We start from the raw sequence: 22,686 nt of genomic DNA on the forward strand, positions 1-22,686 counted from the left end.
TTCGGGATTTGGGCCTTGTTAAATATCAACCCAAATCCAGACACCGAAGCACTTTATTTAGACTTATGTCCACACTCAGCTTGACATTTTGGCATAGGTGTAGAATGTCGTAGACATTGCTTTAAGTTGTCACCAATATACAGAGCATAGGAACAAAGAAAGCTTACAGCCAAGCGCGATCGTATTGAACAGGCCAGAGTTTATCGTGTCCCAGTTGTTTGGCTGCCAGATGCGGCCAGTAAGGATTGCGGAGTAGTTCGCGTCCTAACAGCACTATATCAGCGACTTCTGTACGAATAATCTCGTCAGCTTGTTCAGGGGATGTAATTAAACCCACGGCTCCTGTATGAATATTAGCTTCGCGGCGGATGCGTTCGGCAAACTCAGTCTGATAACCAGGTTTAATTGGGATATGAACGCCCGGTATGATCCCGCCTGATGAAGTATCGATCAGATCGACTCCTAAAGACTTGAGTTTGTCGCTTAAAGCAATACTTTGCTCAATGTCCCAGCCATCATTATCTACCCAATCGGTGGCGGAAATGCGTACCCAGAGTGGATGTGTTTGAGGCCAAACCTCTCGGACTGCTTGAACTATTTCTCTAAGCAGACGAGTCCGGTTTTCAAAGCTGCCACCATAATCATCTTCACGGTGGTTAGAAAGGGGTGAGAGAAATTGGTGCAGTAGATAACCGTGGGCAGCATGGATTTCCACTACCTTGAAACCAGCTTGGAGAGAACGTTTGGCTGCTTGAACAAAGGCCTCAATAATTTCTTGAATTCCCTGAAGATTTAGGGCTTCTGGAACTGGGCTATCTTGGCTAAAAGCGATCGCACTACTCGAAACTAAGGGACGCCAACCTTCCTGAGATTCATCTAGTGTTTTCCCTCCTTTACTCGGTTTGGCTGTGCTGGCTTTTCTACCTGCATGAGCAAGTTGAATACCTGCAATGGCGCCAAAGTTATGGATCAATGCCACAGTCTTAGCTAAAGTTTCGATATGTGAATCCGACCAAATTCCCAAATCTTGCGGGCTAATGCGCCCACGCGGCTCTACAGCTGCGGCTTCTGTGAACACTATACCTGCACCGCCAACTGCGCGAGAAGCTAGATGAATAACGTGCCAATCATTAGCATATCCATTTGTACTGGAATATTGACACATCGGTGAAACGGCGATGCGGTTGCGAAAAACAACTTCACGAATCTTGAATGGTTCAAATAGATGTGCCATTAATCTTAATTCCTTCTCTTGCTACGTAAAATAAATCGGGCAGGGATTTGCAGCATGAATTCGATTTCGCATTATTTTGCATTAATTAAATAGAGAAGTCAAAATTCAGAATGCAATCAGTGGGGAATTTAGATCCACCACTTGATAGTTTCCCACCAAATTTTGAATTTGCTGGGAGACTTAAACCCTTACTCTCAGAGCCGAATTTACCACCGTAGGTGTAGCAGTAGTTCTTGCGTAGGGCAGTATTCCTCCAGCGACGCTCTCTACGAGACGCTGCGAGCTTGCTTCTCTGTAAGAGTACGCGGACTCGCTATCCTGCCTTACGCAAGAACTACCTCTTTTGTTAAATATTTGTTGAATGACTAGAGTCATCATAGAGATTTGGATAAATAGGCCGATCGTCAGGCTTTTGAGACTGCAATTCCCAGATATCGCGTTTTCCTAGTTCTCGATCCACTAATAACTGTAGATGATCTGGTAATTTAGTCGTTTGCCAAATTGACCAAATCTCTTCACCAAATAATTCTTTTTCAATTTTTCCAGAAAACATGATTTGACCTCCATGAATGTTCAGTTTTAAGTTTAGTAACTCCTCATTTAGGAAAGACGAAGTAACAAAATTGTCATTCTTCATTCTTTCGCTATCTTTAAAATACAGGCACTATTCGCCCTTAATACTGCTTGTTAAGAAAATCTCTAACTTGTGCATCGTTAAGTAACTTTTCATTACGGATAGTGTCGATGGTATCGCGTCCTGAAAGGGCAATAATCCGTTGAAAAAGGCGATTGGATGAGCGCGATCGTTACCAATTTGTCTACTCAAAATTAAATGCAAATCCAGGGTTAGAAATCAGCAAAGTTGCCTGACTAGCAGCTTAGAAGGTGCTGTTGCTCCACTGGTACCGCAGTAGCCTTTATCTACGAGTATCACTCTTACCCCTTGAGCAGCAGCATTCCAAGTTGCCCAAGTTGCTGATGGGCTACCGCTTATGACTAGAACATCAGTCTCTAAATTCAGTTGCGAAGTCGAACTATTACCTGACTCAGATTGATATGTACTCACGATTACATCTCCTAAAAAGTTTACTTGGCACTAATTTTTGAGTTTATTGGCTAACCCACCTAATTTCCTGGCAAAATACGATAAATGCATCAATTTACCGTAGTATGCAATTATGAGATTTACATAGATTGTGCTAAAAAACAAGAGGCTATTAAAATTTATTGATATTACTCTTGAATAAAATGCAGCCTGTGGCGAAAACTTTCTCAAAAAAGTGAAGGACAATAACTATACTTGTCCTCAATGGTTAAAATAAGATATTCTGCATCGAATAAGAGTTAAATGAGACAGGGCAAAACTTTTAGCTTAACAAGCTTGCTATGCATATTATAGTTAATATATAAAGCAATACGCTTGGGTTAAGAAGAATAGTAAGTTGGGTTTCGTTCCTCAACCCAACCTACGCCAGTTTTAGTTTTTAACCTTAACTGAACTGTATTGATATAGCAATCCGATTTGATTTCTGAATCACTCGTAGAGGTAAGAGACTCTTTACTGGGGACTGGGAAGAAGGAAAAAAAGTGTACTGAATTTTGTTCAAAAATCAAATATGAGTCCTATATATAAAGTACGTATTAGACTTGGGATAAAAAACTAAATTGTTGGCATATAACCCTACACGAACAAAACTAATAATTAATCTTGATTATAGTTCAATACGCTTGGTTTAAGGGTTATTGGTGTAGATAATTGATCTTTCCAGACGCGATAAATCGCGTCTCTACATGCGGGTTTTGGGTTTATCTAAACTGTATTGACTTATAGTTTTCTGCAAAAAAGAATTGAGCAACGAGATTCTCTACAATCTAGTTGCTCAATTAAAACTTAACGAAATAAGTATTTGTTGGTAATGTTTGGGCAGCTCCTACATTTGTAGCCAAGTCATTTATTTTATTATCTGTTTTGATGACTGCAAACTTATCAGTAAATAGCAATACTTCACCATTTCCCGGTGTTACCCAAGCGTGGCGAGTCATTAGGTTTTTGGAGACAACTAAAAGAGACGCATCTCCACGGTAAGGCGAGATGGGTTTACCCATGAAGGTTTGATTATCTCTATTGGCGATCGCATAAGCAGCAGAGGAACCCACAAAAATTTTACTGCCATCTGAGTAAATAGTTTTAGGGAAATTGCTAGCACCGTCTCCCATCCCCGCAGTTGTAGGCCTTCTTGGAATACTTAGCTGTCCACGCTCGACAGTAAAATTAGTCAGATTAACAGTTCCTATATAAACCTTTGTCTCATCACGGGTTTGCGCAGCATTGGTATAGCTGTCTGTGGTGATTAAAGTCTTTGTTAATAAGTCTTTGCCATTCCACCTGTAGATTGAGTTACCCCCATAAACTGAACCAAGAACATAAAGCTTGTCTTCAACAATCTGTAATCGGTTAAGTCTTGTGTCTGCCATATCGTGAGCAAGAGCGGCAGAATTGTAGCCCCAAAGCTTACCTTGGTTATTTCCTGCTGAATTTGCCAAAGCAAATATTTTCGCTCCGTCGAAAACCATCCGGTAAAGAAAAGCTACCTGAACGGGAATACCTAACCTCTTTTGTTGCTGGTAGCCACTAGTGTACAGATAGCCGTTTTTATACTCAAAATCCATTACCTCAGTTACCCCATAGCTCTGTTTGGCTTTAAAGTTGAGGTTTTTGTCATAAATTGATAGAGTATTTGCAGACTGGTAAATAATCCAATTTTGCAAAAATTTTACTCGTGTCTTTGAATTAGCTGTATTGCTAACTATTTTTTGCCTAGTTCCGTCAGTTTTTATTTTTACTAGTCCTGTTGGAACAGCTAAGACATAAGTTTTGCCGTCAATTGCTACAATGTCACGAGCATCGTAATTAGAGTTTGGGATTAGTTTTTTCGTCCCATTACTTTCTACTTCCCATATACCTTCAGTATTGATGACTGCAACTTTGCTGCCGTTAGTGCAAGCTGCTCTTGGCGAAGAAATATTAAGATATGTAGCTAAAGCGGGGGTAGAGTAATCAAACATTGTACAGTTCCGATAAAGTGGACTGAAAAATATTGGCGCTCAATTAAGAAAAAAATTTTGGGAGTTTTTGCGCGTTTTTAACCTAAACTCGTCTTCAAAAATGCAAAAAATATCGGCTACGGTAAACTCAAACTCAAAGGTTGAGTAATCCGCAAAATATGCATATCTGCAAACATCGGTAAAATTAGAATTGAGTTGTTTGTGGTTATGTCGTAGCGATAACCTGTTAATTGGGGGGAAGTAACTTCAATTAATTTGCCTCTGAGCCTGCTTTCTAATTCGACAAATACTTCACCGAGACTTTCTGCCCTAGCTCACCCATCTGCTTTAACATCCCCTCAATCTTTTGCATAGCTAGAGATGAAGGCTTGGCATGTTCTTTCTCCCAACGGTTTACCGTCGAATAAGTTATACCTAAAGATGCTACAAACTGTTCTTGGGTAAGACTAGTTGTGCCACGAAGTTTACGGATGAGCTTTCCAACTTCCGGTTGCTTGATTAGCAAAGGTTTCTTAATTGTCATTTAGCTAAGAACGCACCTGTTAATCTGGCGAGTGATATGTATTCCGCTACATCCTATTGGGACTAATGCTGAATTGATAGGCGAAAATATACTAGAATTTTTATACTTTCTTGATTTGCTAACCAAGTAATTACACGTCAGTAGATACGGTATTTCCTAATGAGACTCCCAAGGAATCAATTACGCAACGAAATAAGCATCCTGTTGTCAAGAAGCAGTTAAAATCAATATTTGTTGAAGAATAAGTGAGGAGTCAGAAGTCAGAACTCAGGAGTCAGAATCAGGCTATTACCATTCTGAAAAAGGGTATTTTACTAAATTGCTGTTGAAATATCTGGAGTCATCAGAAACTTCTTGTCCAATCCAGTTCGGTAATTCAATTTGCTGATTTTCATCAGTGAGTTCAACTTCTGCTAATATCAGTCCTTTATTAACACCATCAAACTCATCTATTTCCCAAATCAAACCACCAGACTCTATTTTATATCTGGTTTTTTCTATAAAGGGACGTTGACATAATGTCTCAAGTATTTCTTGAGCATCTTTAACAGGAATAGGATATTCAAACTCTAATCTTGAATATTTAATATTGGGGCCTTTAATGGTCAAATAACTTTTTTCCCCTACTATACGTATACGTACAGTTGCTTTGTCTTCTGTAGCAATGTATCCTTGACGATATACACTACCTTCAGCTAATCCTCTCCAGCTATCTCCTCTCACTAAATATTTACGCTCTATTTCCTTCGCCATTTTATTTACCAAATTATTTGCTTTTTTATATCACAAATAATATAGCAATCCTAAATCTCTTCACAAAAATGTGTGCGCAATTATTACAAATCAGAGTGAAGTTGTTGAAGTATTGATATTGACTAATTGATAATTAGCGATCGCTTCTACTGTAGTACGATAATTTGCATACTGATGACAATTTGATGCTATCTGCACTAAGCGATTGCAAGTAGCAGTAAATTCGTCATTTTATCCCACTTATTTCAAGGTGCAGCGAATCGAAAAGACTTTTAATCCTCCATACCTATGCTCAATTACTAGCCCTGAATTCAAACGTTTGTTATATACAAGAACTCACCAAAATTTCTTGTTTAATTTGTTCTTTTGCTAAAGCCAATGCTTCATGAGCATTTTTAAACTTTGTTTCATCTGTAAATTTATGCTCAAAATTCTTTAAATAAGCTTCCAGATACCGAATACGTAAGTGCGGATCGGCCGGATTCTGAAGAAAAGGGAGGTCAGCTTCAACCATGAACCGAATAGCCAACAAGGGGATGGGGCTACGAAGTGGGCGAAAGCTTGGGTTGTGCAGACCAGGACTTTCATTACGTTTATGAAATTCTCCTATCATCAGTCCTGACTCAACAAACAAAGGTTTAAGTTTTTGTTGGACACTATCTACTACTTTAGAAGCGTCTTCTATATGGATGTCAGGAAAAATAAGTAAAAATGCTTTATTAATTGCTAATTCCTGCTCTTTAACATCTATTTGCAGAAATATATCTCGATAGCGTCCAACAATTTCTTCTAATTGTTCTGGATACAAATCTTTTGTGTGAATAACTGCTAGACGAATACTATTTGATTTGAGGGAGTAAGGTACAAAGGGGCAAACTACGCCGGGTCTACCTAAGTTAGGATGAGACCTTCCTAAAAAATTTTTCACCCACTCCATAATTTCAATTAAGACAGAAAGGTCTTCGTGTTGCTGGAGTTGTTCAATTTCACGAGTTGTATAGAGTTGCATAAGCTTGAGTGGAATGGAATAATTGTTTAATTCTGAATCCCAAATTAGTTTTACCTACATGTGTATTGTAAAACTAATTATTTAAGTAAATAAAACAAGCCCTTTGTTGTTGATTTTTGGTTAATCTTTGGCTTGCAGAAGATAACAATGATCTCTCATTTGGTTTTGTGAACTTAAAGTAAGTTACCTCAATACATACACAAACATATTTCGCATCAAATAACTTGTTTTCATTTGTTTTGAAATTAGTTTGTAATATGTTAGCCTCAGAACTAATATTTAAATCTTGAAACACGTGTAGGTCGTGTTACACTTGCTAATATACTCTACAATTAATTGACAGAGCTTTTCAAAAAGAATTTACGATTTCTATAGGATACGTATGTATCATCATCATTCGGCATCTACTCCTAGTTTTTTACACTCTTAAGCTTCTGTTATTTTTATGAATACATTATAAATTTTATGTGTAAATAGTTATTTTTACTGTGAAAATTTGGTGTAGATTTAACAGCAACTTTAGGGCTACTATCAAGGCAATACACTTGTAGTAAATAAAAATTTTACACAGAATTGGTATAAAGCCAATTGTATAAGCTGTATATTAATCACAGCATATTTGGTCTAAAAATAAAAATCAAAAGGGGAGGCAGAATGAGCGCGACTTCTACCGTTCATATCCCTATTCTTAAGTAAGCTACTCACAAAATTAAATATTTTAGGACTTACAGTACTATACCAATTAACCATAATATGCATTGAGTCAACTTTATATTTCAGGTGCTGATTGCAACCCCGATTTTGTTGCATATTTACTGTTCTGGGTGTTAGAGGATGTTTGAAAAGTGGTTGGCTGTGATTTTAATTACGTTGTTACCCTCCTTAGTCCCCCCTTATAAAGGGGGGAAACAAGAAAAATCCGGTTCCCTCCCCAATATATCGGGGAGGGTTAGGGTGGGGTAAACAATATTTGGCATATCAATCATGACTTTTCAAACATCCTCTTAGACATGGCTCCAAAGCCCAAAATTAGTATAGTCAATATGTATGATACGTAAGTCCTATATTTGTTTAATTGGAAGTCTCTTATTTCTCAACAAATTCTTTCACCACTGCCATAGCTTCAGGAGGAATCTGCGTAATTAGACGAAATGGAAATGCGGCAGTTGAAGCAAACTGAGCATAGTCTGGTGTCAGGAAGATAGCATAGTTTTTAGCTTCTGGAGTCATCTGTGCAGCAAAAGCCAAGGTTAGAGCTTTAACGTACTTGCGAACATCTGCTGCTTGTTCGCCGACAACTTCACCGCCACTAATCGGTGTATTTGGTTGTCCGATCTGATCTAATGTGGTGCTGGGGTCTTTTACACTGAGATGAGTACTCCCAATTATACCAACTAGCCATTTTGGGGATGGGATTTTTTCAAATCCGACAATCTGTTCAGTTAAAGCTGGGGTGGTTTTATCGGCGGAACCTGCTAACACTATGGTAGGAACTTGTATCTTAGTTAACCCAGTTTCGCCAAAAATTAGAGAAGTTGTCGGATTGAGAGCGATCGCTTGTTTGATTCTGGGATCTCGTAGTTGGTAGCTATTTTCTGGTAGTTCTTGAGCGATACACTGCATATTTTCTCCCAAACTCAAGATAGTCAGGTTCTTTTTACAGCGTTGTTTGAGATGTTCTAGTTGCAACTCGGCCCCAGCCAGTGCTAAAGCTGTACCACCACCAAAAGAATAGCCAACAACCATCGCGTTTGTGGTTGCAAGTTTCCCTTGCAGAGGATGATTAGCTGTTTGGTTGAGCTTTTCCAATTCGTCAAGGACAAAACTAATATCTTGAGGACGATACAAAAACTCTTGAGGCTTCATGACCCTGGTTTTGCCTTGAAATGCTAAGTTAGCATTTGCCTGATTACTACCAGGATGTTCTAAAGCTGCCACTACGTAACCGTGGGATGCTAAATGTTCTGCTAGATAACGCAAGTCCGTGCGGACTGACCCGAAGCCGTGAGAAAAGACAATTACGGGTTTGTCGGGAGTTGCAGCAGTTGACCAGTAAATATCAACTGGGATTTGGCGATCGCGCTTTTGGTCATTTAGGCTTAAGTTGAGTATTTTTACTTGGGCGCTTCCTGGTTGGCTGGGATCGAAAGGGAAAGCAATCTGCGGTGTTCTCGGATGTGCTGTTATGGGATCGAGTTGGGGAGCGATCGCTAACATGAATTGCTGGGTGCGCCAAAAAGCTGTATTTAAATTCCCTGCAACAGCGAAAGCCTTTGGCAAATCAATTTCTAAGCGTTTACTGGGATAAGCAGCAATAAAACTCAGTATAGAAAGACCTTGCGGTGCATTAGAACCTAATACCAATCCTGCTCTCAGTGCTTGTACCCCAGCTTTGTCCTTTCGGGCTAAGGCTGTAGCGAAATCATTGAGAATAGTTGTACCAATCTGGGTATTAATTAACCTATCAAGTGTGACAACATTCATAGGTATATTCATACCCAGCGCCCCCAAGAAGAAGCGGCGTTGTTCTTCAGATAAAGACTGTAAACTCCCAGGCAATTTTCCTGTTTTTACAGCCTTTTGCAACTCAGTAAGAGAGATGGATTCTGTAAATAAACCCAAACGCACAACAACAGTGTCAGCAGCAATGGCCGAAGTATTTGCACCAAACTGTGTAAGTGCGATGGCGCCAAAGAAACCCGCAACTGTCTTAAGACCTCTCCAAATTTTTCCCATAAACTTTTATACCAACTGTTACTTACGGGAATATAACGGATATTTGTGTATTTGACTACCCCAATAATTGCTTAGAAATAAAAGTAAATTTTTTCTTAACTTGATGGCGATGTCTACGATGGTCACTGAGCTTGTCGAAGTGCTACGCCTACGCTCTAATCTCCTGAAAGCATCTGCTGATGCAAACAGAGCCATATTACAAGCATAACAAAAGTAACGAATTGTAGAATTCATCACAGTTAAAAATTTGAGCATAAATCAGTGTTAACAGCCACAAAAGCTCGATTGTTTCTCAGCTAGGTTTAAGACTGTAACGGAGCTACTAGAACAGGGAAAGCGATGCCTGCGGCGGTAAACTACGCATCTACAATCTGCAATTTTTTTTGACAGGAAAATTTTACCGACTGCTTAATGTTTTGTCTTTTCTCTTTAAAACATCTTGCAGAGGTATTGCAAGTGAATAGTCTGATTGCTGTAGCTGCACGATCGTTACTCATCAAATCCCCCCAACCGCATCAACAATTTTTCTTGGCTTTATGCGTCGCAGACTACCCTATATTTTAATTTTTCTGCTCTCTCTGAGTATTATTGCACTGTGGTGGCCTGTGAATGATTCTGATTGCAATTTCGAGGCTTTTATCGCATCAAAAACTACAAAATTCCAAGTACATGCTACTAAGGTTAGTGTTCAGCCGTGGCGTGGTCGTCACCATGTATATGGAATATTTATGATTCCTGATGAATACAAACAAGCTCCATTTTTTGTGTTAACAGTCCAAGGTGCTGGTAGTTACTGTTCAAAACAATTTGGTCATAAACAAAACTTTGATGATATCTTTGCTGAACCAGGAACTTATCTGGTAAAGAAGCCTATTAGAACTCGAAAAACTCTACGGCTCATTCTCCAAGGTTTGTATTCTCAGGTCAATGATAAAAATAATTGGACGTTGACTTTCCCGGAACCAAAAGCTAGTCAAGATAACTCATAATTCATCAGTTAGCTTGGTGGTTGAGTTTCCAAAACCTGGTCTTTCTCTAACAAGGCACTAGTCGCATTAACTACAATTTGTGCTGCTCCGGTGAAGAACGATCGCTCGATCGTCGCTGGCACATCGCTAGGTTTATGATAGTGCGGAGTGCGTAAATTTGCGGTATCTGTCACCAGCACAGCGCCCACCCCCTGATACCAAAACGGTGCATGGTCGCTGCGTAGGGTATCTGGTGTCAGTAAACCTTTAAAAGGAATTGGTAATGTTAGAACTGCTGGCATTGATTCCTGTTTATTCAGCGCGGTTGAGGGGATATTTTGTGAGTTTTGAAAGGCATTCAGTAAAGACAAATGTTCTGTATCACCGACTACTGCCAAAAAGTCGCCCTTGTCGCTAGGTGGCGTAACAGGCAATCCAGCAGGGTATTTCTGACACCCAGGAGTATAACAAGCGTAACCTACCATATCCATAACGATCGCTCCGCCTAAATTTTGCAAGCGTCCTGTCTTACTCACAAAAGCCTGACTACCCAAAAGTCCTGCTTCCTCTTGGTCAAAAAAAGCTAGCTGTAACGTTCGTGGCGTAGGACGAGAACCGAGCAACCGAGCTACTTCCAGCACTACAGCTACGCCACTGGCATTATCATCAGCACCAGGAGAAGAGGCAACAGTATCGTAATGCGCTGCTACGAGAATTGCTTTAGCGGCTTTGTTAGTTCCTGGGCGTTCGGCAAAAATATTTACACCGTCAGAGAACTTTTCTAATTTAGGTTTCCAGCCGAATTTTTTCAGTTCAGTTGTAATATAAGTGCGAGTAAGCGATCGCTCTTTTGTTGTGTAGCGCTGAAAATTCAACTTTTGGATATGGTTTAACAGCTTGTCAGTAGACACTTGGGGAGTAATATCAACTTCCCTTGATGGCTGTGGTTCGGGTGCTTTTACTGGAATCCGCTCAACAATTGTCGGTGAGGGACGCTGTTCAAAAAACGTGCTACCTCTGCTACCCAACACGGCAACTGTCATCAGCACCAACAGCATCAGCCAAATCCATTTTCTCATCTGATTTATCCTTGGCTTCCAGACTTAGGGTAGCGCAAATCCCCAAGCATCACTTTCCAAGATTGCTTCGGTTAAGGTTTTTGATGAAAATTCTAGATCGCAATGACGCAATAAATCTGATTATTGTAGAGACAGCGATTCATCGCGTCTCTTGCTTGCGTTAACCTAACATTTGTCTTTTAACAAGAGCATGGCCAGATTGCACATCAAACCAGTGAATATCTTCAGGGGGCAATGCTAGTGTAATATCCTCATTACTCCAATTTTGGTCTGTTGGCAACAAAGCACGTACCGTAATCGCTCCGGTTTGTGAACCCTCAACCCTGACACTGACCAAATAGTGCATACCCAAATTTTCCACTAAAAACACTCGCCCTTGAATAGTTTGGGTATCACCTGGTTGAGCAATGCGGACATTTTCTGGGCGGATTCCCAGAACAATCTGCGGTGGTACAGTTGGTATATCTGGGAGAAGTATTTGGAAGTTACCCAGGAGCGCGTATTGTCCCTTACAAGGTAGAGTCAGCAAATTCATTTGCGGACTACCAACAAATCCAGCCACAAATAGATTAGCTGGATGGTTATAAATGCGGTCAGGTGGGTCAAGTTGCTGGACATAGCCATCATTGAGCAAGGCAACTTTCGTGGAGAGCGTCATTGCTTCTGTTTGGTCGTGGGTGACGTAAACAACTGGCACTTTTTGGGCGGCAAAAATTTGCTTAATATCGGCTCGGACTCGTTCCCGCAATAGTGCATCCAGGTTACTTAAAGGTTCATCCAGCAGGTAGACATCGGCATTACGCACCAAAGCACGACCGACAGCAACCCGTTGCCGTTGACCTCCAGACATTTGACCAGGCTTACGGTTCATTAACTCTGCTAATCCTAAAACTTCTGCCACTTCTGCCACTCGCTGTTTAATTTCTGTCGGTGGTACTTTTTTCAGCTTGAGTCCAGAAGCGAGGTTTTCGTACACCGTCATGTGAGGATAGAGTGCATAGCTTTGAAATACCATTGCAATATTGCGATCGCTTGCTCGTTTATAGGTGACATCCACCTCACCAATCTCGATTTGACCGCGAGTCGGTTCTTCAAGACCCGCAATCATCCGTAGGACGGTGGATTTGCCACAGCCAGAAGGGCCAAGTAAAGTGAGAAACTCATGGTTATCTACAGTTAAACTAACGTCTTTGACAGGAACGACTTTAGGACTGTAGGTTTTATTCAAGTTTTTAAGTTCGAGTTTAGCCATTTTTCATTTGTCATTTGTCATTGGTCATTGGTCATTAGTCAGAAATTATTATTCTCCCCTCTGCTTCCCCTGCTCCCCTGCTCCCCTGCTCCCCTGCTCCCCCTTATCCCTTGACAGCACCAGCGGTAAGACCTTGGACAATCCGGCGCTGGAAAAACAAAACTAGTAAAATCAGGGGTAATGTCCCGATGACAGTTGCAGCAGCGATCGGGCCATAGGGAATTTCATATATTGTCGCACCACCCAACTGAGCCGCAGCAACGGGAATTGTCTTCAACTCTTCACGCGTCATAAACGTGAGAGCGAAAATAAACTCGTTCCAAGCAAAAATAAAGGTAAGGATTCCAGTAGTTACTAAGGCGGGAAGGGTCATGGGTAGCACAATTTGCCACAGTAGTTGAAAGGTGTTGTAGCCATCGACCCTAGCAGAATCTTCCAAGTCTTTTGGTAATTTTTCAAAAAAGCTTTTAAGTACTAAGATTGTTAGCGGCAAATTGATCGCAGTATAGGGTATAATCAGCGCCAGATAATTATTGCCCAATTTCAGCGCTTGGATAATTTCTAATAGTCCTAAGAACAAGAGAATTCCAGGAAATAAGGTAACAATTAAAATGCTGGCGAGGATAACTTTTTCACCCCAAGGGCGTAACCGTGCTAGAGCATAAGCCGCAGGTGCGCCGATCGCTAAAGCTACAGCGGTAGAAGTAATCGACACAAAAGCGCTGTTGAAGATGTAGCGCCAAAATGGACGACGGGTGAATAACTCAATGTAGTGATTGAAAGTGAATCGTGTGGGGAAATAGACAGTAGGAACAGCGGCAATATCCTCATTCACTTTAAATGAGGTCAGCAATTGCCATAGAGCTGGCGCTAGGCTAAATACTACTATTAATACAACTATGATGAACAGCAAGATTTTTTTCAGAGAAAACTTGGTTTCCCCTGTTCGTTTTGGAGTCGTTGGAACTGCTTGGGGAGTTACACTCATGGCTTAAATGGCTCCTGATGTTTTGGCACGGTATTTGTTAAGCAAGAAACTAGCGATCGCCACCGCCGCAATTAATATTAAAAATGTCACTACTACCAGGGCTGCTCCATAACCAAAATCTAAGTAGCGCATCACCGTGGAGTAAATGTACAATGACACCACTTCCGTAGCGCCACCAGGGCCACCCCCAGTCATCACAGCAACCAAGTCAAAAATCCCGAAAGCTTGAGCAAACCGAAATAGCACTGCAATTAATATCTGCGGCAGCAGCAATGGCAGGGTAATATTGCGGAAACTTTGCCAAGCAGTTGCCCCATCAACTGAGTAAGCTTCATGGAGGTCTTTTGATATCGACTGCAACCCAGCTAGCAACAGGATACTGATAAACGGCGTAGTTTTCCAAACATCAGCAAAAACCAGTGCGATCGTCGCCAGCGTTGGCTCTCCTAACCAATTAATCCCAGTCTTAATCAGCCCCAAGCGCAGCAGAATATCATTCACAACCCCAAACTGGTCGTTAAAAATCCAAGCCCACGCCAAACCAATAAGAGAAGTAGGCAAAGCCCAAGGGATAATGGCGGTTGTACGCACTATGCCCCGCCCAACAAACGCCTGATTGAGAACTAGGGCAATCCCCAGTCCTAGCAGCAGTTCTGAGATGACTGATGCTGTTGTGAACACGGTTGTCGCCCACAAACTCTGCCAAAAACGACCATCACCCGCCATCCGCACATAATTCTCCAAACCAGAGAATACGGGTTGTAACTCTGTTCCCAAATTTCTAGTAAATACGCTTAACCAAAATGCTCGTAAAATCGGGTAGGCAAATACAAACAACAACAGCAGCAATGCTGGTGTTAGTAAGATCCAGGCTGTCTGTTGTTCTCGATTTCTTAGTGTATGTAAATTTGTCATTTGTCATTTGTCATTTGTCATTTGTCATTAGGCATTGGGGATTGGAAACTGGCTATGTAATTCTTCTCCCCTGCCCCCCTGCCCCCCTGCCCCTCTGCTCGCCTGCCCCTCTGCTCCCTTTGCCCCCTTTGCCCCCTTTGCCCCCTGCCGCCAATAGTCGGCGCGTTTCCGCAGCAGCAGCTTGCATTGCTCGTTCAGGATTCATCCGACCGGATAATGCGGCGCTGAGATAACGCTGTAAAATATCTGATGTCTGAGCATATTGGGCGATCGGTGGACGTAAAACGGCATTGTCTACGACCTGCAATAACTGCGGATAGTGGGGGTATTTAGCAACAATCCCTGGGTCTGTAAACAGTTCCCGCCGACTGGGTACATAACCTGCACTGAAAATGAATCGGCGCTGTGCTTCTCGACTGGTAAAATACTTAATTGCTTTCCAAGCTTCTTCAGGATGTCTAGAGGTTTTAGAAATCCCTAAACCCCAGCCCCCAAGACTTGCCGCTCCTGTCTTACCAGGAGCATGAACCATCGGTTTAATCGCAATTTTGCCCCGGATTGGTGAATTATCTGCCTGTGCTAAAGGCCACGCGTATGGCCAACTACGTAAAAACGCTACTTGACCACTTTGAAACAAGCGGCGGGTATCTTCTTCTTGATAGGTCGTGACTCCAGGAGGAGAAACGCCTTCCCTGATAGTACTACGCAGAAACTCAATGGCTTGTAATGTTTCTGGTCGATCTAGTCCAACTTCCAGGGTGTCAGGTTTAACCCAGAAGCCACCAAAGCCACCAAGGATTTCTGCAAACATCGCCACAAGTCCTTCATATTGGCGACCCTGCCAAACATAGCCCCACTTCACCTGGTTTTTCTTCTGCAAGACTTGGGAAATTCGGATCAAATCATCAAAGGTTTCTGGCGGTTGCAATCCTGCTTGTTTGATTAAATCTTCCCGGTAGTAGAGCATTCCCACGTCAGAACGCACTGGAATGCGGTACAGCTGGTTTTGATAACGTCCCCCTTCTACATCCTGGGATGAAAATGCTGCCAACTCCTCTTTAGAAATGCGATCGCCTAAAGGTAGCAACCATCCAGCAGCAGCAAACTTGGATGTCCAGATGACATCCATATTAATCAGGTCATAAGGTGATTCACCCAAGATAAAAGATGAGGTGTACAGGTCTTCGAGCAAATTTGTGGCATTCGGCCCTTCAACTAAGTTAATGCGAATACCAGGGTTTTCAGCCTCGAAGTCTCTAATTAAACCCTGCCTCCAAGGTTGGGCATCAGGGGCAGTCATTAACAGATTGAGGGTAACTGGTTGCTGCGAGAGCGCTATCCAACTAAATAATATGATGCTTAAGAGAGTTGCCAGAAAAACCCCTATATGTAGGTAATTTTGTTTTTGAATGAATTTTTGCAAATTGTTTATTGGCTTTCGGTACAACATTATTAATGTAGCGATCGCTAGTAGTAATCCTTAGGAAAGAAAAACATAAAACATCTCCAAAAAGATTATTTCGTATTATTTTTTTACGGCTTAATCAGTAGTGGGCATAAATATTTGTTGTTGGGATAAGGCAGGAAGCAGAAGGCAAAAATCAGGAAATAAGAGGGTTTTAGCCTCATTTATTTTTGTCAACATAGTTTGATTTTATTTTGCTTACCTACTTAGCGCTTGATAATAGAATTTAGCCAATTGTCAGCAAAAGTTTAGATAAATTACATTTCCTAGAGAAAACATCAAGTTTGACGCTTTGTCTTTTGACAGCGATCGCAACTTCACGTAAAGTGCCCCACTAGAGGAGTGCTGAGTACTGAGCAAAGAAGAAAAGAATTTCTTAATTACTTCTTCAAAATCTTTATTCTTACACTCAGGACTCATGACTCAGAACTCGGAACTTTTTTTATGGTAGATTTTTTGCTGATTGCAGTCCTGGGGTTCCTGGGGAGTTTTGGACACTGCTTTGGGATGTGTGGCCCGCTAACAGTGGCATTTTCTCTGTCTCATCAGCCGAAAATTCCACAAACAGTCTCTTTGGGACGGACATCAACCTTAGAAAAGCCCGATACTTGGCAACAGCAATTAAAATTTCATATCCTGCTAAACCTGGGGCGGATGTTGAGCTATGCTCTAGTCGGTGCTGGCATTGGGGCGCTAGGTTCGGTATTGCTGCAAGGTGGACAGCTAGCGGGTATTGGCAGCGACTTCCGGCGCTGGATGGCAATTCTGACTGGTGTGATGTTGATTTGGTTTGGCTTAGGACAACTAAAACCCGATTTACTACCGCGCATTCCCGTATTACATCCCCTATTGCAAGGTAGTTTACACGATCGCCTCAGCAGCGGAATGGTTAAACTTTCTTTAAAAACCAAATGGTGGACGCCAATGCTTTTGGGGATGACTTGGGGTTTAATGCCCTGTGGTTTCCTGTATGCTGCCCAAATTAAAGCCGCTGAAACTGGCAATTTATGGATGAGTACAGCTACTATGCTGGCTTTTGGCTTGGGAACCTTGCCCACGATGCTAGGTGTAGGCGTTTCCACATCTTTGGTAAGTAAAGACAGGCGCAGTCAGTTGTTTCGATTGGGCGGTTGGGTAACACTCACCATTGGCGTTATCACCTTGCTGCGGACTGGTGACACAATGGTAGATTACACCGGACACGCCGCCTTAATCTGCTTAATTTTGGCGTTAATTGCCCGTCCGATTAGTGGCTTGTGGGCTTCACCACTGCGTTACCGCCGCGGCTTGGGAGTGGGAGCTTTTGTGCTTTCTGTGGTTCACACCGTCCACATGATAGAACACTCATTGCAATGGAATTTTGCCGCCTTTTCGTTTCTGCCACCAGAATTTCAGTGGGGGATGGCTGCGGGTGCTGTAGCATTGGTATTAATGTCCCCCGCCGCTTTTACAAGTTGGGAATCGTTGCAAAAATCTTTGGGCAAGCGTTGGCGACAGATTCATCTATTGGGTGTGCCAGCCTTGCTCTTGAGTGCCATTCATACTGTGTTGATTGGTTCCCATTACCTGGGTTCCTTGCAATCAACTTGGGGAAATAAATTAGCGGCAGTACTGATGGTAATTGTTACTCTCAGTGTTTTGCTAGTGCGATCGCGCTTTTTCTGGTCAAAGTTAGCCGTAGAAAAGTTTTATGTTCCCCCAACCAAATCGCGGTAAATCATCTTTATTTTCAGATTCCATTCCAAAGAGTCAAAAACAGAGGCGTTATCCCCTCAAAGGCATTTTCTGGAAGAATCAAAGAACAATAAAGTATTTATTATTCCTGAGTTGCTTAGTTATATCAATAACTAATCTTTACCCTGCTTTTGCTCATAAGGTGGAAGTAGCCTCAGATGTTGGCGGTACTCTCCACATTGAACCAAATGATAATCCCCGTGCTGGAGAAGCAAGCCAAGCCTGGTTTGCACTTACCCGCAGAGGTGGAAAGGTGATTCCCCTATCACAGTGTAATTGTCAGTTGGCTGTTTATGCCGAACCTTATGCAGCCGGAGAGCCACCGCTGTTAGAACCACAGTTAAAACCTGTGGCAGCCGAACGTTATCAAGGCATCCCAGGTGCAGAAGTTGTCTTTCCCAAACCAGGTCTTTATGAGTTGCAACTAAATGGAAAACCTGTCTCTGGGGCAAGATTCAAACCCTTTGAATTCAAATTTGAAGTGACTGTGGCAGGAGGCGGGTCTACACAGAATACACAAAATCTGCGAAATGTCAATGGCGATCTAGTAGAGGGTCAATCTCAACAATTACCAACTTGGGCGATCGCACTGCCAATTCTCGGATTTATCGGCATCTTAGTTGTCGTCATGCAAAGTATGAGGAGGGGTGGGGAGTAGGGAGGAAGCAGAGGGGCAGGGGAGCAGGGGGGCAGGGGAGCAGGGGAGCAGGGGAGCAGGGGAAGTTTTTACAGTAAGTCTTTTCCCTCTGCTCCTCGGTCACTCAGCGTAGCCGAAGTGCTGCCTCTGTGCCCCTCTGCCCCTCTGCCCCTCTGCTCCCCTGCCCCCCTGCATTACTTATGTCGCTTCTGATGCCACTGCCACGCGTCAGCGACGATATCTTTGATGGATGGATAGTGAGGTTGCCAGCCTAAGATTGTTCTGGCTTTCTCGCTGGTGCCAATGAGAACTGGGGGATCGCCAGGACGGCGATCGCGTTCTTCTACTGGTATGCTAATTCCTGTCACCTCTTCGACTGCGGCAATGACTTCTTTGACGGAGAAACCGCTGCCATTGCTCAAATTAAAAACTTCGCTATCGCCACCTTTTAATAAATATTCCAAGCCCAAAATATGGGCATCTGCTAAGTCGTTAACGTGAATATAATCGCGAATACACGTACCATCGGGTGTGGGGTAATCAGTGCCGAAAATTGAAATGGATTCTCGTTTGCCTAAAGCTGTCATTAGCACCAAGGGAATCAAATGAGTTTCTGGGTTGTGATCCTCGCCCAGTAAGCCATCTGGATTAGCACCAGCAGCATTGAAGTAGCGAAAACGTACTGATTGCAAACCGTAAGCGACATCAAAATCAGAGAGAATCCTTTCTACCATCAGCTTTGTAGCGCCATAGGGATTAATCGGATTTTGGGGATGGGTTTCTGGAATGGGGACGAATTCCGGTACCCCGTAGGTAGCACAGGTAGAAGAAAAGACAAATTTCTTTACAGATGCTGTCAGCATCGCTTCTAACAGGGTCAAAGTACCAAGGACATTATTGCGGTAATATTTGGCCGGATCGCTCACCGACTCTCCTACGTAGGCATAAGCCGAAAAATGCATCACTGCGGCAATATCGTGGGTTTTAAATACATGATCTAGCAAGGCGCGATCGCTTGTGTCCCCAATTATCAGTTCTACCTGTAAAACCTTTTCTACTAGATCGCTATGTCCATAAACCAGATTATCAAGTATGACAACGCCATAACCCGCTTTCTTCAAAGCAAGCACTGTATGGGAACCAATATATCCAGCTCCCCCTGTTACCAGAATAGTAGGCTTTCCAGGCGACATAGTTTTTCCTTTTGAGTCGATTACTTAATTAATTTAGTTTACCGGTATGAGATTACTCTTCTGGAAAATTATAAATAATAGACGCAGTGTCAAAAAATTGCACTAAAATCACTACGACGGTAGTCATTGGGTGTGAGGTTTGAGAAATTTTAAGTCAAACAGTACGATTACAATTTGACAATAAAATAAATCCATTTCCCGAAACCTCTAGGTTGAGCCTTACGGGTGACGCTTCTAACGTCGCTATCAGTAAGAAGTCGCCAGTTGTTTCATGCATGGTTTCCCGGCATGGCAGTCTTTTCTGGGGGCAACCCCGATCGAAACGGACTGCCTCTCCTGACGGAGATGCTACGCGAACACCACCACACTGGCTCACTGCACCAGAAAATTTGAGAGTTAGTCTATGTTTCTATTGTTAAGCCGGGTACTGCTGTGGCTGCTGATTGGCACTATCGTTTATTCTCTGTTCCAGCGATTTTATCCCTCTGGAAGTTTTGTCGGACGATTAATCTTAGTCGTGATCTTGGTAATCGTAGCCCTATCATTTCTTAACCCCAATGAACCTGCTGTGGCGTCGTTGTGGAGGATGCTATCTTTTCCACTCAAGCCACTAGGAGCCTCTGTTTTACTGATGATTCTTGCCGCTCAGAAAATCAAAGGAGGTGGAATAGACAAACCAGGAGGATACTTAATCGGTTGGGCACTGACGATTTTGCTGTTGGCAAGTACACCAGCAGTCGCTTATTTCCTTTATAGAGCGCCACTAGCAATGACAGGTGAAACATCTGTCGCAACTGCTACACCAACATCTGGGACACTGGTGGCATTAGGGCAACCCACCACAGCGAACATCTCAGATGTAACGGGCGATCGCATTCTTTCTTATAATTTGAGAGTGCCTCCGTACCTGTTACAAGGAAATCCTCAAGATATTCGCACACGCGGTTTACGACTTGAAGACTTTGTACCAGATTCACAAACGTTGCAATTGACAACAAGAACTTGGGAAAGTTATCTCCTTGAAGTTTACAGGTTCATGCGTGTTCAGCGGTAATCAGGCAAGAGAACAATACTTGGTTCGTAGTGAGCGCTTGAGCGCTTAATTTAAGAGCTAAAGTCCTGACTACGAACTTATTTCTTCATTAAAGTTGCTGTGGTGGACTACTAGTACCAAACGGCCATAACTATCCAGTTAAAAGAGGTAACAAAAGCTAAATTTATCACAAGCGGTATTTCCTCTGCATAGCTGCCTTCTGGGACTAGCAGTTAATCTAGATGATAAAGTTGCACAATTGCTTTAATGGCAAAATCTCGACGAATCGCTAAACTCAGTGCTTACCTACGACCCCATTGGCGGGAAGCCTCCTTGGGTATTCTCGCTTTGTTGTCTGTCAATGCACTGGGTGTTTATATCCCTTGGTTGATTCGTGCTGGTGTTGATAAACTCTCAACAACCTTCAGCTGGAACCAAATACTACATTACGTAGTAGTGATTATCTTGCTCAGTTCGGCGATGTGGCTAATGCGGATGGCATCACGCATTTGGCTATTTGGGGTGGGGCGTCAGGTGGAATTTGACCTGAAACAACGGATTTTTGAACACTTACTGAAGCTGGAGCCTGGTTATTTTGCTAGTAATACTGCTGGCGATTTGATTAGTCGGGCTACTAGTGATGTGGACAATATCAAGCGCTTATTGGGTTTTGCGGTTTTGAGTTTGGCAAATACGGTGTTTGCTTACGCCCTGACATTGCCAGTAATGCTGGCGATTAGTGTGGATCTCACCCTAGCCGCCCTAGCAGTGTATCCTTTTATGCTCTTGTTGGTGAGTCTGTTTAGCGATCGCTTACGCAAACAACAAGCAGCAGTCCAAGAGCAACTCTCTGACATCAGCGAACTCATCCAGGAAGATATTAGTGGCATTGCCTTAATTAAAATCTATGCTCAAGAAGCAAACGAGCGTCGAGCTTTTGCCAAGAAAAATCAGCAGCTATTGACTGCTAATCTAGAATTGGCAAAAATCCGCAATACACTGTTTCCGCTAATTGGTGGGCTAGCTAATATTAGTTCGCTGGTAATCATCTGGCTGGGATCGGCACGGATGTCTGCTGGTACACTTCAGGTTGGCGATTTTTTAGCACTGTTAATTTATGTAGAGCGTCTAGTTTTCCCCACTGCCCTTTTAGGATTCACAATTACCGCCTACCAACGCGGTGAAGTTAGTATCGATAGGCTTGAAGCTATTCTTTCTGTCACACCAAAAATTAAAGATGCAGCCGATGCCATACATCTGCCTGTGGCTGAACTCAAAGGCGAACTGACAGCGAAAAATCTCACCTACAATTACCCTGGTTCCACTACTCCAGCTTTAGCAAATGTTAACTTTACCATTGCTCCTGGAGAAACTGTCGCGATTGTTGGGGCAATTGGTTCGGGGAAATCTACTTTGGCCAATGCTTTACCGCGCTTGTTGGATATTGAATCAGGACAATTGTTTTTAGATGGGGTAGATATTACTAAGATCGCTTTGACAGATTTACGAGGTGCGATCGCCTACGTTCCTCAAGATAGCTTTCTATTTAGCACTACAATCAAAAATAATATTCGCTATGGCGATCCAGTTAGCGAACAACAGCAGGTAGAATCTGTCGCTAAACTTGCCCAAATTGAATCGGAAATTCAGAATTTTCCGCAGCAATATGAAACTATTGTTGGCGAACGCGGTATTAATCTTTCTGGCGGTCAACGGCAACGTACTGCTTTAGCTCGTGCAATGTTGGTCAATGCTCCAGTATTAATTTTGGATGACGCTCTCTCTAGCGTCGATAATCAAACAGCTACGAAAATTCTCAAAAATCTCTCCAGTGGTACTGAACGTAAAACAGTAATTTTTATTACGCACCAATTATCAGCGGCGGCAGCGGCTGACCGAATTTTTGTCATGGAAAAGGGAAAAATTGTTCAGGTCGGAAATCACTTAGAACTTTTACAACAACAGGGCTTATACAGAACTTTGTGGAGCCAGCATCAAGTTGAAGAATTACTGCGGTGAAGGAGGCAGGGGGCAGAGGGCAGAAGGAAAGAATTATGATTGAGTTAGGGACTGGGGATTGGGAAGATTGGAATGGGGATTC

General features: G+C 42.5%; 20 protein-coding genes. 6 read left to right on the plus strand and 14 right to left on the minus strand.

Features of this window, described 5'->3' with window-relative positions; all coding sequences use genetic code 11:
- Window positions 1–163: 163 nt before the first annotated feature.
- From namA to V7K84_RS07145, 8 genes are all read right to left on the minus strand, one after another.
- Window positions 164–1,234: an NADPH dehydrogenase NamA gene (gene namA, locus V7K84_RS07110; RefSeq protein ID WP_334837104.1), complete on the minus strand. Its 1,071-nt coding sequence runs from the start codon at window positions 1,232–1,234 to the stop codon at window positions 164–166.
- A 346-nt stretch (window positions 1,235–1,580) separates the two neighbouring features.
- Window positions 1,581–1,787, minus strand: coding sequence for a hypothetical protein (locus tag V7K84_RS07115; protein ID WP_334837105.1), 207 nt, complete (start codon window positions 1,785–1,787; stop codon window positions 1,581–1,583).
- 300 nt (window positions 1,788–2,087) lie between these two features.
- Complete coding sequence (locus tag V7K84_RS07120) at window positions 2,088–2,300, minus strand: hypothetical protein (RefSeq protein WP_334837106.1); 213 nt, start codon at window positions 2,298–2,300, stop codon at window positions 2,088–2,090.
- A gap of 818 nt (window positions 2,301–3,118) precedes the next feature.
- On the minus strand, window positions 3,119–4,300 hold the full coding sequence (locus V7K84_RS07125) for a hypothetical protein (RefSeq protein ID WP_334837107.1): 1,182 nt from the start codon (window positions 4,298–4,300) through the stop codon (window positions 3,119–3,121).
- A gap of 274 nt (window positions 4,301–4,574) precedes the next feature.
- Window positions 4,575–4,823 carry a helix-turn-helix domain-containing protein gene (locus V7K84_RS07130; protein WP_334837108.1) on the minus strand — a complete coding sequence of 83 codons (249 nt, stop codon included), beginning with the start codon at window positions 4,821–4,823 and terminating at the stop codon, window positions 4,575–4,577.
- A gap of 288 nt (window positions 4,824–5,111) precedes the next feature.
- Window positions 5,112–5,576 (minus strand): CYTH domain-containing protein, encoded by a 465-nt coding sequence (locus V7K84_RS07135; RefSeq protein WP_334837109.1) that lies wholly within the window; start codon window positions 5,574–5,576, stop codon window positions 5,112–5,114.
- Between the two features lie 322 nt (window positions 5,577–5,898).
- Complete coding sequence (locus V7K84_RS07140) at window positions 5,899–6,585, minus strand: DUF6875 domain-containing protein (RefSeq protein WP_334837110.1); 687 nt, start codon at window positions 6,583–6,585, stop codon at window positions 5,899–5,901.
- 1,086 nt (window positions 6,586–7,671) lie between these two features.
- Complete coding sequence (locus V7K84_RS07145; protein WP_334837111.1) at window positions 7,672–9,321, minus strand: alpha/beta hydrolase; 1,650 nt, start codon at window positions 9,319–9,321, stop codon at window positions 7,672–7,674.
- Window positions 9,322–9,857: 536 nt separating this feature from the next.
- On the opposite strand from V7K84_RS07145, the gene V7K84_RS07150 reads away from it, so the two are divergent.
- Window positions 9,858–10,310 carry a hypothetical protein gene (locus V7K84_RS07150; RefSeq protein ID WP_334837112.1) on the plus strand — a complete coding sequence of 151 codons (453 nt, stop codon included), beginning with the start codon at window positions 9,858–9,860 and terminating at the stop codon, window positions 10,308–10,310.
- A gap of 8 nt (window positions 10,311–10,318) precedes the next feature.
- On the opposite strand, the gene V7K84_RS07155 is transcribed toward V7K84_RS07150, so the two are convergent.
- From V7K84_RS07155 to V7K84_RS07175, 5 genes are all read right to left on the minus strand, one after another.
- Window positions 10,319–11,368, minus strand: a complete 1,050-nt coding sequence (locus tag V7K84_RS07155) for a M28 family peptidase (protein WP_334837113.1) — start codon at window positions 11,366–11,368, stop codon at window positions 10,319–10,321.
- 160 nt (window positions 11,369–11,528) lie between these two features.
- A complete protein-coding gene (locus tag V7K84_RS07160; protein WP_334837114.1) occupies window positions 11,529–12,620 on the minus strand; it encodes an ABC transporter ATP-binding protein in 1,092 nt (363 codons plus the stop codon).
- 103 nt (window positions 12,621–12,723) lie between these two features.
- Window positions 12,724–13,608: a carbohydrate ABC transporter permease gene (locus V7K84_RS07165; protein ID WP_334837115.1), complete on the minus strand. Its 885-nt coding sequence runs from the start codon at window positions 13,606–13,608 to the stop codon at window positions 12,724–12,726.
- 3 nt (window positions 13,609–13,611) lie between these two features.
- Window positions 13,612–14,523, minus strand: coding sequence for a carbohydrate ABC transporter permease (locus tag V7K84_RS07170; protein ID WP_334837116.1), 912 nt, complete (start codon window positions 14,521–14,523; stop codon window positions 13,612–13,614).
- Between the two features lie 52 nt (window positions 14,524–14,575).
- On the minus strand, window positions 14,576–15,973 hold the full coding sequence (locus tag V7K84_RS07175) for an ABC transporter substrate-binding protein (RefSeq protein WP_334837117.1): 1,398 nt from the start codon (window positions 15,971–15,973) through the stop codon (window positions 14,576–14,578).
- Between the two features lie 459 nt (window positions 15,974–16,432).
- On the opposite strand from V7K84_RS07175, the gene V7K84_RS07180 reads away from it, so the two are divergent.
- Both V7K84_RS07180 and V7K84_RS07185 read left to right on the plus strand, forming a co-directional pair.
- Window positions 16,433–17,704 carry an urease accessory protein UreH domain-containing protein gene (locus V7K84_RS07180; protein WP_334837118.1) on the plus strand — a complete coding sequence of 424 codons (1,272 nt, stop codon included), beginning with the start codon at window positions 16,433–16,435 and terminating at the stop codon, window positions 17,702–17,704.
- A complete protein-coding gene (locus V7K84_RS07185) occupies window positions 17,679–18,380 on the plus strand; it encodes a hypothetical protein (protein WP_334837119.1) in 702 nt (233 codons plus the stop codon). The genes V7K84_RS07180 and V7K84_RS07185 overlap by 26 nt, the downstream gene beginning before the upstream one ends.
- 173 nt (window positions 18,381–18,553) lie before the next feature.
- Here V7K84_RS07185 and galE read toward each other — a convergent pair whose 3' ends face one another.
- Window positions 18,554–19,552: a UDP-glucose 4-epimerase GalE gene (galE, locus tag V7K84_RS07190; protein WP_334837120.1), complete on the minus strand. Its 999-nt coding sequence runs from the start codon at window positions 19,550–19,552 to the stop codon at window positions 18,554–18,556.
- Window positions 19,553–19,777: 225 nt separating this feature from the next.
- Here galE and V7K84_RS07195 point away from each other — a divergent pair, with 225 nt between their 5' ends.
- The 3 genes from V7K84_RS07195 (at window position 19,778) to V7K84_RS07205 (ending at window position 22,604) form a co-directional block, all read left to right on the plus strand.
- Window positions 19,778–19,945: a hypothetical protein gene (locus V7K84_RS07195; RefSeq protein ID WP_334837121.1), complete on the plus strand. Its 168-nt coding sequence runs from the start codon at window positions 19,778–19,780 to the stop codon at window positions 19,943–19,945.
- 10 nt (window positions 19,946–19,955) lie between these two features.
- The gene (locus tag V7K84_RS07200; RefSeq protein ID WP_334837122.1) at window positions 19,956–20,606 is read left to right on the plus strand and encodes a hypothetical protein; all 651 of its coding nucleotides are present in this window, start codon (window positions 19,956–19,958) and stop codon (window positions 20,604–20,606) included.
- 246 nt (window positions 20,607–20,852) lie between these two features.
- Window positions 20,853–22,604 carry an ABC transporter ATP-binding protein gene (locus V7K84_RS07205; protein WP_334837123.1) on the plus strand — a complete coding sequence of 584 codons (1,752 nt, stop codon included), beginning with the start codon at window positions 20,853–20,855 and terminating at the stop codon, window positions 22,602–22,604.
- Window positions 22,605–22,686: the final 82 nt, after the last annotated feature.

This window comes from Nostoc sp. (assembly GCF_036917315.1).
Classification (GTDB): Bacteria; Cyanobacteriota; Cyanobacteriia; order Cyanobacteriales; family Nostocaceae; genus Nostoc.

Coding starts and splice junctions, on each gene's coding strand:
- namA (WP_334837104.1), bottom strand. CDS start 1,234: ATGGCACATCTATTTGAACCATTCAAGATTCGTGAAGTTGTTTTTCGC.
- V7K84_RS07115 (WP_334837105.1), bottom strand. CDS start 1,787: ATGTTTTCTGGAAAAATTGAAAAAGAATTATTTGGTGAAGAGATTTGG.
- V7K84_RS07125 (WP_334837107.1), bottom strand. CDS start 4,300: ATGTTTGATTACTCTACCCCCGCTTTAGCTACATATCTTAATATTTCT.
- V7K84_RS07130 (WP_334837108.1), bottom strand. CDS start 4,823: ATGACAATTAAGAAACCTTTGCTAATCAAGCAACCGGAAGTTGGAAAG.
- V7K84_RS07135 (WP_334837109.1), bottom strand. CDS start 5,576: ATGGCGAAGGAAATAGAGCGTAAATATTTAGTGAGAGGAGATAGCTGG.
- V7K84_RS07140 (WP_334837110.1), bottom strand. CDS start 6,585: ATGCAACTCTATACAACTCGTGAAATTGAACAACTCCAGCAACACGAA.
- V7K84_RS07145 (WP_334837111.1), bottom strand. CDS start 9,321: ATGGGAAAAATTTGGAGAGGTCTTAAGACAGTTGCGGGTTTCTTTGGC.
- V7K84_RS07150 (WP_334837112.1), top strand. CDS start 9,858: ATGCGTCGCAGACTACCCTATATTTTAATTTTTCTGCTCTCTCTGAGT.
- V7K84_RS07155 (WP_334837113.1), bottom strand. CDS start 11,368: ATGAGAAAATGGATTTGGCTGATGCTGTTGGTGCTGATGACAGTTGCC.
- V7K84_RS07160 (WP_334837114.1), bottom strand. CDS start 12,620: ATGGCTAAACTCGAACTTAAAAACTTGAATAAAACCTACAGTCCTAAA.
- V7K84_RS07165 (WP_334837115.1), bottom strand. CDS start 13,608: ATGAGTGTAACTCCCCAAGCAGTTCCAACGACTCCAAAACGAACAGGG.
- V7K84_RS07170 (WP_334837116.1), bottom strand. CDS start 14,523: ATGACAAATTTACATACACTAAGAAATCGAGAACAACAGACAGCCTGG.
- V7K84_RS07175 (WP_334837117.1), bottom strand. CDS start 15,973: ATGTTGTACCGAAAGCCAATAAACAATTTGCAAAAATTCATTCAAAAA.
- V7K84_RS07180 (WP_334837118.1), top strand. CDS start 16,433: ATGGTAGATTTTTTGCTGATTGCAGTCCTGGGGTTCCTGGGGAGTTTT.
- V7K84_RS07185 (WP_334837119.1), top strand. CDS start 17,679: ATGTTCCCCCAACCAAATCGCGGTAAATCATCTTTATTTTCAGATTCC.
- galE (WP_334837120.1), bottom strand. CDS start 19,552: ATGTCGCCTGGAAAGCCTACTATTCTGGTAACAGGGGGAGCTGGATAT.
- V7K84_RS07200 (WP_334837122.1), top strand. CDS start 19,956: ATGTTTCTATTGTTAAGCCGGGTACTGCTGTGGCTGCTGATTGGCACT.
- V7K84_RS07205 (WP_334837123.1), top strand. CDS start 20,853: ATGGCAAAATCTCGACGAATCGCTAAACTCAGTGCTTACCTACGACCC.